Below are 13,154 nucleotides of genomic sequence, written 5' to 3'. Positions count from 1 at the left end.
TGTTGTCTACTGGTTCCGTGATACGCCGCTCAGCGGCGGGTTTCAATCACAGCAGCAATGCCGCCCCAAAAAACACAAGCGGGATCACGCCAGTATCGCGGTTGGCGCGAAAGAGCTGCAAGAGCTTTGCATTATCCTCCGTATCGAACCCGCGCAATTGCCAGGCCATGTGCCACCCCATGGCCCAGGGACCGCCCAAGGCAACGACAAGTGCCAGGACGCTGGCCTCGGGTTTCACGGCATAGATCACCGCCAGCCCCATCAGGCCCACCGTGGCCATCAGAAACCGCCGCAACCAGGCCGCCGTCTTGTCGCCAAAGAGCCGTGCCGTGGATTTGATGCCGATGAGCGCGTCATCTTCGGTGTCTTGATGGGCGTAGATCGTGTCGTAGAACAGCGTCCAGGCGATACCGGCCATGTAAAGCACCACGGCGGGGGCCTCTAACCTGCCGCTATGGGCGGTCCAGGCCAGCAGCGCGCCCCAGTTGAAGGCCAGCCCCAGAAACACCTGTGGCCACCAGGTAAAGCGTTTGGCGAACGGGTAGATCGCCACCGGCAGCAGCGCCAGAACACCCAACCCGATCGCCGCCCAGTTGAAGGTGAGCAGAATGCCAAACGCCAGCAGCGACTGGGCACACATCCAGATCACGGCCCCCCGAACCGTGACCTGACCCGCAGGGATCGGGCGCGACCGGGTGCGTTCCACCTGACCGTCAAAACCGCGGTCCGTGATGTCGTTCCAGGTACAGCCCGCCCCCCGCATCAGCCAGGCCCCGATGGCGCACCCCACCGCGATCCATAGATCGTGCAGGCCAGCGCGTTGGTCATGCAGCATCGACAGCGCCAGACCCCACCAGCAGGGCAGCAGAAGCAGCCAGGTGCCAATGGGCCGGTCCGCCCGGCTCAGTCGCAGATAGGGGCGCGTCCAGGCGGGGGCGTAGACATCCACCCAGTTGTCTTTCACCGCATCGGCGACCTGACCGTCTGGCGTTGGGGCTGGCTCTTGCATATGTATCTCCGCATGGACCGTGTGATGACAGCCAAAATCCGCCTTTATGTAGAGCACCCCTTGGGGGAGGGGCAATCGGTTCCTCTGTCGCGGGAGCAGGCACACTATCTTTTTGGCGTCATGCGGCTGGGTGCGGGAGCGCTGGTGTTGGCGTTTGACGGGCAAAGTGGCGAATGGCTGGCCGAGGTCACGCAGACAGGCAAGCGCGGTGGGCTTTTGGAGGTGAAACACCAGACGCGGCCTTTGCATATGCCGCCCGATCTGTGGTTGATGTTTGCACCGATCAAAAAGGCGCGCACGGATTTCATTGTCGAAAAAGCGGCCGAGATGGGGGCCGCGCGGATCATGCCGGTCCAGACGGAGTTCACCAACGCAGGCCGCATTCAGCGCGACCGGTTGCAAGCCCACGCGGTCGAGGCGGCAGAGCAATGTGGCGGCACCTATGTGCCGCAAGTGTCCGAGCTGGCGCGGCTCGACCGCCTGCTGGCGGGGTGGGACGACGCGCGGCAGATCATGTTCTGTGATGAAGGTCTGGCGGGCTCGACCCCGACGCGGCCGACGGGGGGCGGTCCCTGGGGCATTCTGATCGGGCCGGAGGGCGGGTTCTCGGATCGGGAGCGCGGGCGTCTGCACGCCATGGAATGCGCACAGGCGGTCTCTCTGGGACCGCGCATCCTGCGTGCGGATACGGCTGCGGTTGCGGCCCTGACCTTGTGGCAGAGCACGCTGGGGGATTGGCGGTGATCCGGCCCGAGGCCAAGGCGCAGTTGCTGCGCTGGCGCGAGGTTCTTGCCGGGGCTTTTGCGTTTCTGCTTGGGCTCTGGTGGCTTGTCGGGCCGGGCAACCTGCTGATCCTGCCCGGTGTCGCGCTGATGGTCGCGGGGGCGGCGTTGATCTGGGTCGGCGCGCAACGGGCGCGCTTTCGCAGCGCGGGTCAGGGTCCGGGGGCGGTGCAGGTCGATGAGGGTCAGATCACTTATTTTGGTCCGCTGACCGGTGGCGCAGTAGACTTGCGCGATCTGGACCGGGTTGTCCTTGACCCGACGCTGCACCCGACCCATTGGCGGCTGCGCCAGCGTGGCCATCCTGAACTGCTGATTCCGGTCAATGCAGAAGGGGCAGAGGCGCTTTTTGATGCTTTTGCCACGCTGGAGGGGCTGCGGATGGCTCAAGTCCTCTCTGCGCTTAACAGCTTGGAAAACCTGCCCGTTGTGGTTTGGCAGCGCGACCTTGTTATTTCTGCACAGGCCACTCTACATTGACACCGGGCGCATTACGGCCCATCCCTCGTGGACCGCAAAGAATACACCACAAACGGAGCCTCCCCCATGTCTATTCCACAATCCGGCGGTGGCCCGATCACCTCTTACGACCAGCTGGTGGGCTACCTTGAGAGCGGCTGCAAGCCTAAAGCGGACTGGCGCATCGGGACCGAGCACGAGAAATTCGGCTATTGCAAGGACACGCTTTTGCCACTGCCCTACGAGGGGGACCGGTCGATCCGTGCCGTATTGGAGGGGCTGCGAGACCGCTTTGCCTGGGCCCCGGTGCTGGAAGACGGCAAGATCATCGGCTTGGAAAAGGACGGGGCCAATGTGAGCCTTGAGCCGGGGGGCGCGCTGGAACTCTCGGGTGCGCCGCTGGAGACCATCCACGAGACCTGCGATGAGGTGAATGTACACCTGCGCGAGGTCAAGGATGTGGCGGATGAAATCGGTGTGGGCTTCATCGGGTTGGGGGCGGCCCCGGTCTGGACGCACGAGCAGATGGATCTGATGCCAAAGGGCCGCTACAAGCTGATGAACGACTACATGGCCAAGGTGGGCACGATGGGCCGGGTCATGATGCGGCGCACCTGCACGGTGCAGGTCAATCTCGATTTCGGGTCCGAAGCGGACATGGTGCAAAAGATGCGCGTGGCGCTGGCGCTGCAACCTGTTGCCACGGCGCTTTTTGCCAATTCGCCGTTCTTTGAAGGCAAGGTGAACGGCCATAAATCCTGGCGCAGCCGGGTCTGGCGCGACTTGGATGCCGCGCGCACGGGCATGCTGCCCTTCGTGTTCGAGGAGGGTATGGGGTTTGAGCGCTGGGTGGAATATGCGCTCGATGTGCCGATGTATTTCGTCTATCGCGACGGATCCTACATCAATGCGCTGGGGATGTCGTTTCGTGACTTTCTCAAAGGGGAATTGCCCGCACTGCCGGGAGAAATCCCCACGCTGTCAGACTGGGCGGATCACCTCACCACGGCCTTCCCGGAAGCCCGCATGAAGAAATACATCGAGATGCGCGGGGCCGATGGCGGCCCCTGGCGCAGGCTCTGCGCGCTGCCTGCGTTCTGGGTTGGACTGATGTACGATCAGACCGCGCTGGATGCGGCCTGGGATCTGGTCAAATCCCTTGATGCCGACGCCCGCGAAGCCCTGCGGGTTGCCGCTTCCGTTGACGGTTTGCAAGCACAGGTTGGCGACGTCAGGATGCACGATCTGGCCCGCGAAGCCGTTGCGATCAGCCAGACGGGCCTGCAAGCGCGGGCAAGACCCGGCGCGGGCGGCATGGTCCCGGACGAGACGCATTTCCTGAATGCGCTGCACGAAAGCGTCGAGACCGGCAAGACCCCGGCCGACGAGCTTTTGGACCGCTATCATGGCAGCTGGAACGGCGACTTGAGCCGGATTTACGCCGAGTACTCCTACTGATCGCCCAAGCTCTTCTACCGCAGAATATGCACGCCACATTTGGCGTGTCTGACGACACGTGCGGCTGTCGAGCCCAGAAAGTAGTCTTCGAAACCGGGCTTGTGCGATGCAATAACGATGCAGTCGTTTTCGTGTTTCTTGGCATATTCAAGAATGCTGGAATAGGCATGCCCCTGCACAACCGCGATCTCGGTCGAGACACCAATCGTCCCCGTCATGTCACGCAGCGCTTCCACGGCCTCGGTATGCTGGCGTTTTGCCAGCCCCTCGGGCAGGTAGGTCGTGGCGTAGGACGGTATCTCCTCCATTACATGCAGCAGCGTGATCTTGCCACCGTCGTCAAGCAGCTCCTTGGCAACTTTCAGCGAGTTCTCTCCGTGATTGCCATGCTCAAAGACGACGGGAACGAGGATATTGGTATACATTTTCAGTCTCCTTGGTGTTGGCGGTATCGTAGTTCCCCGACCGGAGGCCTGCTTTGATCAGGATCAGTCGCGTCGCCGGTTTTTGGCAGGCCTTAAAAGGGGCCCGGACGCCCACCCTGCGGAGCAAAAGAAAGGCCCCGGCGAGGATCACCGGGGCCATGTGTTTTTTGCACTGTGGGAGAGTTTATTGTGGGATTTCTCCAGTGATGCCTTCCACATAGAAGTTCATGCCGGCAAGTGTCCCGTCGTCAGCCACTTCGCCCTCTGCCAGCCATGCGGACCCGTCCTGCTTGTTGATTGGTCCTGTGAACGCATGGTAGCTGCCATCGGCCAGCGCGGCTTTCATCGCCATGGCCTCTTCCGCGACATTTGCGGGGACAGCGTCCGTGATCTCGCCGATACCGACCATGCCATCGCCGATGCCATGCCAGGTGTCCACGCTCTCCCACGTGCCGTCCATGACCGCTCTGGTGCGGGCGATGTAGTAGTCGCCCCATTCGTCAAGGATCGCACTCACCCGCGGGAAGGGCGCATAGGCGGACATGTCAGAGGCCTGTCCGAAGGTGACCACATTGCCCGCTTCCTGTGCCGCCGCGTGAGGCGCCGTGGAATCGGTGTGCTGCAGGATCACATCCGCGCCCTGATCGATCAGGGTCTTGGCGGCATCCGCCTCTTTTGCCGGATCAAACCAAGTGTAGACCCAGATGATCTTGAATTCGACATCCGGGTTCACCTTGCTGGCATGCAGGTAGGCGGAATTGATGCCCCGGATGACTTCGGGGATCGGATAAGAGGCGATGTAGCCGATGATATTGCTCTCGGTCATGTTGCCCGCGATGTGCCCCTGAACGGCACGTCCTTCATAGAACCGGGCGGAATAGGTCGACACATTGGGGTGCAGGCGCTTGTAGCCTGTGGCATGTTCGAATTTCACGTCCGGAAACTTGGCCGCGACGTTGTTGGTGGCATCCATATAGCCGAAAGAGGTCGTAAAGATCAGATCCGCGCCGTCGAGCGCCATTTGGGTCAGCACGCGCTCGGCGTCCGGGCCTTCGGCAACACTTTCGACAAAAACGGTCTCGACCGCATCGCCGAATTCGGCCTCGACGGCCTGGCGCGCCTGATCGTGCGTGAAGGTCCAGCCGCCGTCACCGACGGGCCCCACGTAGACAAATCCGACCTTGGTGGTGTCTTCGGCCACCGCAGCCGTTACCAAGCCAAGTGCAATTGCCGCACTGGCAAGAAGGGTTGTTATTCTCATGTCAGGTCTTCCCCCTGTTGAACCGCCCCTGTGCCGGGGCGCTGATTGGCCTCTAGTTTGAGGCGTGGAATGTCCGACCCAGTGAGCCGGGGGCCGCGCTCTTATCCGCAGACAGGATAACGAGCACAACGATGGTGATCACATAGGGCGACATTGCCAGATATTCGACGGGAATGGCAACGCCGGCCCCTTGCAAATTCAGCTGCAACTGCGTGATGCCGCCAAAAAGATAGGCACCCAGCAAAACCCGCCAGGGCTTCCAGCTGGCAAACACCACCAGCGCGAGCGCAATCCAGCCCACACCGGCTGTCATCCCTTCGGTCCATTGCGGCACCCGAATGAGGCTGATGTAGGCCCCGCCCATCCCCGCGCAGGCGCCGCCGAACATGATCGCCAGCGTGCGGATGCGCACAACCTTGTAGCCAAGCGCGTGCGCGGCATCGTGATTTTCACCCACCGCCCGCAGGACGAGGCCGACACGGGTGTATTTCAGCATCGCCCAGACAGCAGCAACAAGGGCAAGGCCAAAGTACAGGATCAGGTTGTGGGAAAAGAGGACCGGTCCGATGATCGGGACATCGCCCAGAAGTCCGAAATTCAGATCGGGCAGCCGTGGCGGTTTGATCCCGACGTAGCTCTGGCCGATCAGCGCCGAGAGGCCAAGCCCAAAGAGGGTCAGGGCAAGCCCGGAGGCCACCTGATTGGCCAGCGTCACCTGCGTCAGGAACGCAAAGAGCAGGCTCAGGAGCGCGCCGCCCACCGCCGCGGCGAAAAAACCGAAAAGCGGTGATCCTGATTCCACCGCGATGGCAAAACCACAGATCGCCCCCACAATCATCATCCCCTCCACGCCGAGGTTCAGCACGCCCGCGCGTTCCACCACCAGCTCGCCCGTGGCGGCCAGCAGGATCGGGGTGGCGGCACTCATCAAGGCGGCGATGAGCAGGATGGGGTTGATCACCGATAAATCCATTATGCCACCTCTGCTTGGCCAAAACGCAGCCGGTAGTTCGTCAAAAGGTCCAGCGCCAGCAGGAAAAACAGCAGCATGCCCTGAAAGACCTGAATGGCGGCAGCGGGCAGCCCCAGCTGACTTTGCGCGATATCGCCACCGATATAGGTCAGCGCCATCAGCAGACCCGCCAGCACGATGCCGATGGGATGCAGTCGGCCCAGAAAGGCCACGATGATCGCGGTGAACCCGTAGCCCACGTTAAAATCGATGCTGACCTGCCCCGCCGGGCCCGAGACCTCGAACAGGCCGGCAAGCCCTGCAAGCAGGCCCGACATGCCAAGACAGAACAGGATCAACCGGCTTGGATTGACGCCCGAGAAGCGGGCCGCCCGCGGGGCCTCGCCGGTGACGCGGATGGCAAAGCCCAGCTTGTGGCGCGCCAGCAGCACATAGGCAAAGATCACCGCAATCATCGCCGCGACCACCCCCCAGTGCATGCCAGACCCGGCAAAAATTTCGGCGTTATGCGCTGAGGCGTATTGTTGCAGATTGCGACTGCCGGGGAACCCGAAGCCTTCGGGGTTTTTCAGCAAGCCCAGGGACATGGAGGCCAGAAACTGTTCGGCCACATAGACCAGCATCAGGGAAACGAGGATTTCGTTGGTCCCGAACCTGACCTTGAGCAGGGCCGGGATAATGGCCCAGACCCATCCTCCAAACGCCCCTGCCAGGATCATCGCGGGGAAGATCAGAGCGCTTTCTGCGGGGTAGAAGGCAAGGCCCACGCCCGCGCCGAAAAGCGCGCCCATGATGTATTGGCCCTCTGCGCCGATGTTCCAGATCCCGGCCTTGAACCCCAGGCTGAGACCGATGGCGATGAGCACCAGCGGCGCTCCTTTCACCAACAGTTGCGGGCGGTAAAAGAAAGCGAACTCGCCGAAAAGCGGCTCCCAGAAGATCGTCACGATGGACTGGACCGGGTCCTTGCCCAAGAGCGCGAACAGCACCCCGCCAAAGAAGAAGGTCGCCAACACGGCGAGCACAGGCGTTGCGTAGGCGAATACCGTGCTGGGCTGGGGGCGTTTTTCAAGCCGGATCATGGAGGCGCTCTCCGGTGTTGCGGCGCAGGCTTAGACATGGGCGACCTCCATGCCATGCGCCCCGCCCATCATCAGGCCGATCTGCTCCACCGTCAGGCCTTTCGTGATGCGCGGCTCAGACAGGCGCCCTTCGTTCAGGGCGGCGAAGCGGTCTGAGATTTCCATCAACTCATCAAGGTCCTGGCTGATGACGATGACGGCGGCCCCCTTGGTCGCAAGGTCGAGCAGGGATTGTCGGATGGCCGCTGCGGCGGAGGCGTCGACCCCCCAGGTCGGCTGGTTGACCACAAGCACATCAGGGCGCTGCAAGACCTCGCGCCCGATCACGAATTTCTGCAGATTACCCCCCGAAAGAGACCGCGCCGCATTGGCCGGGCCCGGCGTGCGCACGTCGAAACTGGCAATGATGCGGTCAGCAAAGGCGCGCGCGGCAGGCCATTTCAGAAACCCGCCCTGTTCGAGGTCTTCGCGCACTGCCCCGGTGAGCATGGCATTTTCCGTCAGCGACATGTCGGGTGCTGCCGCATGGCCGAGACGCTCCTCCGGCGCTGCCAAAAGCCCCATGCCGCGCCGCCGGTTGGGCCCCGCGGGACCGATGTCCTGACCCTTGAAGGTGATCATCCCCGCGCGGGCGGGGCGTTCGCCCGACAGGGCGGCGAGCAATTCGTCCTGACCATTCCCGGCCACCCCGCCGATGCCGAGGATTTCACCTTCGCACAGGGTCAGCGAGATGTCCCGCAGCGGCATGCCGAACGCCGAGGGAGAGGGCAGCGACACGCCGCTAAGCTCGAGAATGGGATTGCCGGGGGTCACACCGGATCTTTTTGGTGATGTCAGCACTTTGCCCACCATCATCTCGGCCATATCGCGGGCGGTGGTTTCACGCGGTATGCAGTGCCCCACTACTTTGCCCAAGCGCAGGATCGTGGCTGCGTCACAGAGCGTTCTGATCTCTTCAAGCTTGTGCGAGATATAGAGGATCGAGGTGCCCTCGCCGCTGAGCTTGCGCAGGGTCTTGAACAGAATCTCCACTTCCTGCGGTGTCAGGACAGAGGTCGGTTCGTCCATGACAAGCAGTTTGGGGGCCTGTAACAGGCAGCGGATGATCTCGACCCGCTGGCGCTCACCGGCAGAAAGGTCGCCCACGATCCGGTCGGGCGACAGCGGCAGGCCGTAGGTGTCTGAGACCTGGCGGATCTGCTCTGACAATTCGCGCATCTTGGGGGCGTCTTCCATCCCAAGCGCGATGTTTTCCGCAACGCTGAGCGCATCAAAAAGCGAGAAATGCTGAAAGACCATCCCGACACCGGCGGCACGTGCGGCGCGCGGTTCCGGCGGGGCAAAGGGGGCGTCATGGAGCCGCATCTCGCCGCTGTCCGGTCTGACGAGCCCGTAGATCATCTTGACCAGCGTTGACTTGCCCGCCCCGTTTTCCCCCAGTAGCGCATGCACCTCACCCGGCTCGATATGAAGCGACACATTATCGTTCGCAACGACGCCAGGGTAGGCCTTGGTCAAACCCGTCAGGGATAACAGATGCGTCATGGGGTAACGACCGGTCCGGCTGTCACCTCCAAAAGGCTGCGTCCGGCGCGGGGCGCCCGCAAGATGGGTAGTTGATCGGGGCACCCTGTCCGATACGGCCTCGGGTCGCCGCCGTCAGCGGGCAGCGCGCCGCTTTCTTGCACACCGGAATGGGCGTTGCGGCAAAACGTGGTCTTCATGCAGTCTATTCCGCCGCGGTACCCCAGACCTTTCGAGGCCATGCGTTCGATGCGGCGCAGAACGACAGGCGGTCAATAACGGGCTTCACGCTATGCGGCGTGCCCCACCGTGGCAAGGAAAAATGCGCCTGCCTGCGGGTCACCGGGGGGAGGCGCCAAAAAAATGCGCGTGGATGACGTGCGTGCTCTGGCGGGGGCGTCTGTGCTCGCCTAGGGTCGGCGCATGAGCACATCTCCTCGATTCATTCACCTGCGCAGCCATTCCGAGTATTCCCTGCTGGAAGGAGCCTTGCGCCTCAAGAAACTGCCCAGTCTGTGTCGCGATGCCCAAATGCCGGCCTTGGCGCTGACCGACACCAACAACATGTTTGCAGCCCTTGAGTTTTCGATTGCCATGTCGGGCGCCGGGGTTCAGCCGATTCTGGGGTGTCAGGTGGATTTGGCCTATATCACACGGCAACCGGGAGAGCGCCCGCGCGATCCGGCCCCGGTTGTATTGCTGGCACAATCAGAGGCCGGCTACGAAAACCTCATGAAGCTGAATTCGTGCCTTTACATCGACAAGGGCGGGGCGCTGCCCCAGATCACGCTGGAGGAGCTGGAGACGCATGCGGGGGGCGTTATCTGTCTGACCGGCGGTCCGGACGGACCCGTGGGCAGGCTGTTGCAGGCAGGCCAGTTGCCCGCCGCACAAACCTTGATGGATCGGCTGAAGGCTGCGTTTCAGGACAGGCTCTATGTCGAGCTTCAACGTCATCCGGGCGAAGATGGCCAGCCTGAAAACGAACGCCTGACCGAGCGTGGCTTTGTCGAGATGGCCTATGCCATGGAGTTGCCGCTGGTGGCGACAAACGATGTCTATTTCCCAACGTCGAAGATGTATGAAGCGCATGATGCGCTGATCTGCATCGCCGAAGGGGCCTATGTGGATCAACAGGATGCGCGCCGGCGTCTGACAAACCAGCACTATTTCAAGAGCCAGGCCGAGATGGTGACCCTGTTTGCGGATCTGCCTGAGGCCATCGACAATACGGTCGAGATCGCCAGGCGCTGCGCGTTTCAGGCCTACCGGCGCGACCCGATCCTGCCGAAGTTTGCCGATGACGAGGTGCAGGAATTGCGCCGCCAGTCGCATGAGGGGCTCAAGGCGCGTCTGGCGGTCATCCCCCATGCGGCCAGCGTTGAGGACTATACCAAACGGCTGGATTTTGAACTGGGCATCATCGAGGGCATGGGCTTTCCCGGCTACTTTCTGATCGTGGCGGACTTCATCAAATGGGCCAAGGACGAAGGCATCCCGGTGGGGCCGGGGCGGGGGTCCGGGGCGGGTAGCCTTGTGGCCTATGCGCTGACCATCACCGACCTTGATCCCTTGCGCTACAACCTTCTGTTCGAGCGGTTTCTGAACCCCGAACGGGTGTCGATGCCCGACTTCGATATCGATTTCTGTATGGATCGGCGCGAAGAAGTCATCCGGTACGTTCAGGAAAAGTACGGGCGGGACAAGGTGGGACAAATCATCACCTTTGGTGCGCTTTTGTCAAAGGCTGCGGTGCGCGATATCGGCCGCGTGCTGCAGATGCCTTACGGTCAGGTGGACCGTCTCTCCAAGATGATCCCGGTCGAAGGCGTCAAACCCGTTTCCATCGAAAAGGCACTGGCAGATGAGCCGCGCCTGCGCGAGGAGGCCAGATCCGAAGAGGTCGTCGCGCGCCTGCTGGAGTATGGCCAGCAGGTCGAAGGACTGCTGCGCAACGCCTCGACCCATGCGGCGGGGGTGGTGATCGGCGACCGGCCCTTGGATGCGCTGGTGCCGCTCTATCAGGATCCGCGCTCGGACATGCCTGCGACCCAGTTCAACATGAAATGGGTCGAGCAGGCGGGGCTGGTCAAGTTTGACTTTCTGGGTTTGAAGACATTGACCGTGATCCAGAACGCGGTGGAGCAGATCAACGCAGCAGGACGTCCCTTGCATATGACGGCGGATGGGACGGAGTTGTATGTGCCCGCACCCGGCACCGAGAATGACATCAACGCCATCCCGCTGGATGATGAGGCCGCGTATAAGCTCTATGCGGCAGCCAAGACAGTGGCCGTGTTTCAGGTGGAAAGCTCAGGGATGATGGATGCCCTCAAGCGCATGAAACCCACCTGTATCGAAGACATCGTGGCGCTCGTGGCGCTCTACCGGCCTGGCCCGATGGAGAACATCCCGACCTATTGTGAGGTGAAAAACGGGCTCAAGGAGCGCGCCTCCATCCACCCGCTGATCGACGACATACTGGAGGAAACGCAGGGCATCATCGTCTATCAGGAACAGGTGATGCAGATCGCGCAGGTCATGGCGGGCTATAGCCTTGGCGGTGCGGACCTGCTGCGCCGGGCGATGGGCAAGAAGATCGCGGAAGAGATGGCCAAGGAGCGCCCGAAGTTCGAAAAGGGCGCTGTCGCCAATGGCGTTGATGCCGACAAGGCGCGCGAGGTTTTCGACCTGCTGGAGAAATTCGCCAACTACGGGTTCAACAAATCCCACGCGGCGGCCTATGCGGTGGTCAGCTATCAGACCGCCTGGCTCAAGGCGAACCACCCGGTGGAGTTCATGGCCGGGGTGATGAACTGCGATATCCATCTGACCGACAAGCTGGCGGTCTATTTCGAGGAGGTGCGCAAGCGGTTGGAGCTGCCCTGGGCGCCGCCCTGCGTGAACCGTTCGGATGCAACCTTCAAGGTTGTGGATGGGGCGCTGGTCTATGCCTTGGGCGCGTTGAAAAACGTCGGGGTTGAGGCCATGCGGCTGGTGACAAGCGGCCGAAAAATGGATGGAAAAGACAAGCCTTTTGCGACGCTTTTTGATCTGGCCCGCCGGGTGGATCTGAAACGCGTGGGCAAGCGCCCGTTGGAGATGCTGGCCCGATCCGGCGCTTTCGACCAGCTCGATGCCAACCGCAGACGGGTGTTCGGCGCGTTGGATGCGCTGGTCAATTATTCCGCGGCCATCCACGAGCAAAAGGCTTCCAATCAGGTCTCGCTTTTTGGCGAGGCGGGCGAGGATCTGCCGGAGCCCCGCCTGCATCCGGTGGACGACTGGCTGCCCGCCGAACGGCTGAGTGAAGAGTTCAAGGCCGTGGGCTTCTACCTCTCCGGTCATCCGCTGGACGACTATATGGGTCCGCTCAAGCGCAAATCGGGCAATGACCGCGGGGTGCCCTTCCTGACGCTGGACGAGCTGACGGAAAAGGTGACCGAACGCGGGGCCATGAACGCGCGGCTGGCGGGCATCGTGGCGGGGCGACAGGAACGCAAATCCGCCCGCGGCAATCGCTTTGCCTTTGCGCAGATGTCGGACCCCACGGGCGCGTATGAAGTCACGCTCTTTTCCGACACGCTGGAGGCGGCCCGCGAACACTTGGAGACAGGCTCCAAAGTCGTGGTGACCGTCGAGGCGACGATGGAGGCCGATCAGCTCAAACTGCTGGGCCGGTCCGTCGGCCTCATTGATGCCATGACGGCGGATGTGGGCGGGATGGGGCTGAAGGTCTTTGTGGAGACGCCAGAGGCCATCGGGGCTGTGGCCACGGTGCTGGAAGGGGCGCGGCAGGCGGTCAAGGGGGCCGGGCGCGGCCCGGTCCAGTTCTGCCTGATGGACCCCAGCCTGCCCGGCGAGGTCGAGGTGGACCTGGGGCAGGAGTTCGCAGTCAATCCGCAGATCAAGGGGGCGATCAAGTCGCTCAGCGGCGTTCTGGAGGTTGAGGATATCTGATCAGTAGTGCGGCGGTCTTTCATCGCCCACAACGATGCCGCCGGAGGCCTGTGCCTCGCGTTCGCCTTCGCGTTGCATCAACATGACCACGCGCCGGGTCAGGGTCGCGATCTCGGTTTCCTGACGGGCCACCACATCGGAGAGCTCCTCGACCGTGCGGGTCAGATGGGCGATCTTTTCTTCCAACTCTTGCATGGCGGGCTCCCCAAGGCTGCTCGGTG

At 62.2% G+C, this 13,154-nt stretch carries 11 protein-coding genes; 4 read left to right on the top strand and 7 right to left on the bottom strand.

Annotation, left to right across the window (positions count from 1 at the left end):
• Nucleotides 1-46: 46 nt before the first annotated feature.
• Complete coding sequence (gene ubiA / locus H7847_RS13875) at nucleotides 47-1,009, bottom strand: 4-hydroxybenzoate octaprenyltransferase (protein WP_227270079.1); 963 nt, start codon at nucleotides 1,007-1,009, stop codon at nucleotides 47-49.
• A gap of 24 nt (nucleotides 1,010-1,033) precedes the next feature.
• On the opposite strand from ubiA, the gene H7847_RS13870 reads away from it, so the two are divergent.
• From H7847_RS13870 to H7847_RS13860, 3 genes are all read left to right on the top strand, one after another.
• A complete protein-coding gene (locus H7847_RS13870; RefSeq protein ID WP_227270078.1) occupies nucleotides 1,034-1,753 on the top strand; it encodes a 16S rRNA (uracil(1498)-N(3))-methyltransferase in 720 nt (239 codons plus the stop codon).
• Nucleotides 1,744-2,271 carry a hypothetical protein gene (locus H7847_RS13865; RefSeq protein WP_227270215.1) on the top strand — a complete coding sequence of 176 codons (528 nt, stop codon included), beginning with the start codon at nucleotides 1,744-1,746 and terminating at the stop codon, nucleotides 2,269-2,271. Before H7847_RS13870 ends, H7847_RS13865 begins: the two co-directional genes overlap by 10 nt.
• A gap of 66 nt (nucleotides 2,272-2,337) precedes the next feature.
• The gene (locus tag H7847_RS13860) at nucleotides 2,338-3,708 is read left to right on the top strand and encodes a glutamate--cysteine ligase (RefSeq protein ID WP_227270077.1); all 1,371 of its coding nucleotides are present in this window, start codon (nucleotides 2,338-2,340) and stop codon (nucleotides 3,706-3,708) included.
• 14 nt (nucleotides 3,709-3,722) lie between these two features.
• Here H7847_RS13860 and H7847_RS13855 read toward each other — a convergent pair whose 3' ends face one another.
• The 5 genes from H7847_RS13855 to H7847_RS13835 form a co-directional block, all read right to left on the bottom strand.
• Nucleotides 3,723-4,133 carry a universal stress protein gene (locus H7847_RS13855; RefSeq protein WP_227270076.1) on the bottom strand — a complete coding sequence of 137 codons (411 nt, stop codon included), beginning with the start codon at nucleotides 4,131-4,133 and terminating at the stop codon, nucleotides 3,723-3,725.
• Between the two features lie 184 nt (nucleotides 4,134-4,317).
• Nucleotides 4,318-5,394: a BMP family ABC transporter substrate-binding protein gene (locus H7847_RS13850; RefSeq protein WP_227270075.1), complete on the bottom strand. Its 1,077-nt coding sequence runs from the start codon at nucleotides 5,392-5,394 to the stop codon at nucleotides 4,318-4,320.
• 52 nt (nucleotides 5,395-5,446) lie between these two features.
• The gene (locus H7847_RS13845; RefSeq protein WP_227270074.1) at nucleotides 5,447-6,367 is read right to left on the bottom strand and encodes an ABC transporter permease; all 921 of its coding nucleotides are present in this window, start codon (nucleotides 6,365-6,367) and stop codon (nucleotides 5,447-5,449) included.
• Nucleotides 6,367-7,449, bottom strand: a complete 1,083-nt coding sequence (locus H7847_RS13840; RefSeq protein ID WP_227270073.1) for an ABC transporter permease — start codon at nucleotides 7,447-7,449, stop codon at nucleotides 6,367-6,369. Before H7847_RS13840 ends, H7847_RS13845 begins: the two co-directional genes overlap by 1 nt.
• Nucleotides 7,450-7,479: 30 nt before the next feature.
• Nucleotides 7,480-8,994 (bottom strand): ABC transporter ATP-binding protein, encoded by a 1,515-nt coding sequence (locus H7847_RS13835; RefSeq protein ID WP_227270072.1) that lies wholly within the window; start codon nucleotides 8,992-8,994, stop codon nucleotides 7,480-7,482.
• Nucleotides 8,995-9,396: 402 nt separating this feature from the next.
• On the opposite strand from H7847_RS13835, the gene dnaE reads away from it, so the two are divergent.
• A complete protein-coding gene (dnaE, locus tag H7847_RS13830; protein ID WP_227270071.1) occupies nucleotides 9,397-12,933 on the top strand; it encodes a DNA polymerase III subunit alpha in 3,537 nt (1,178 codons plus the stop codon).
• Here the strand turns inward: dnaE and H7847_RS13825 are convergent, their stop codons facing one another.
• On the bottom strand, nucleotides 12,934-13,128 hold the full coding sequence (locus H7847_RS13825) for a SlyX family protein (protein ID WP_227270070.1): 195 nt from the start codon (nucleotides 13,126-13,128) through the stop codon (nucleotides 12,934-12,936).
• Nucleotides 13,129-13,154 lie beyond the last annotated feature (26 nt).

Origin of the sequence: Roseobacter weihaiensis (assembly GCF_020622345.1) — a bacterium.
In the GTDB taxonomy this organism is placed as follows: Bacteria; Pseudomonadota; Alphaproteobacteria; order Rhodobacterales; family Rhodobacteraceae; genus Roseobacter; species Roseobacter weihaiensis.
This window is presented reverse-complemented; position numbering and strand designations above follow the sequence as displayed.

What these genes read in the sequence shown, in the direction of transcription:
- H7847_RS13835 (WP_227270072.1), bottom strand. Translation starts at nt 8,994, where the DNA reads ATGACGCATCTGTTATCCCTGACGGGTTTGACCAAGGCCTACCCTGGC.
- H7847_RS13860 (WP_227270077.1), top strand. Translation starts at nt 2,338, where the DNA reads ATGTCTATTCCACAATCCGGCGGTGGCCCGATCACCTCTTACGACCAG.
- H7847_RS13855 (WP_227270076.1), bottom strand. Translation starts at nt 4,133, where the DNA reads ATGTATACCAATATCCTCGTTCCCGTCGTCTTTGAGCATGGCAATCAC.
- H7847_RS13825 (WP_227270070.1), bottom strand. Translation starts at nt 13,128, where the DNA reads ATGCAAGAGTTGGAAGAAAAGATCGCCCATCTGACCCGCACGGTCGAG.
- H7847_RS13840 (WP_227270073.1), bottom strand. Translation starts at nt 7,449, where the DNA reads ATGATCCGGCTTGAAAAACGCCCCCAGCCCAGCACGGTATTCGCCTAC.
- H7847_RS13845 (WP_227270074.1), bottom strand. Translation starts at nt 6,367, where the DNA reads ATGGATTTATCGGTGATCAACCCCATCCTGCTCATCGCCGCCTTGATG.
- dnaE (WP_227270071.1), top strand. Translation starts at nt 9,397, where the DNA reads ATGAGCACATCTCCTCGATTCATTCACCTGCGCAGCCATTCCGAGTAT.
- H7847_RS13870 (WP_227270078.1), top strand. Translation starts at nt 1,034, where the DNA reads ATGACAGCCAAAATCCGCCTTTATGTAGAGCACCCCTTGGGGGAGGGG.
- ubiA (WP_227270079.1), bottom strand. Translation starts at nt 1,009, where the DNA reads ATGCAAGAGCCAGCCCCAACGCCAGACGGTCAGGTCGCCGATGCGGTG.
- H7847_RS13850 (WP_227270075.1), bottom strand. Translation starts at nt 5,394, where the DNA reads ATGAGAATAACAACCCTTCTTGCCAGTGCGGCAATTGCACTTGGCTTG.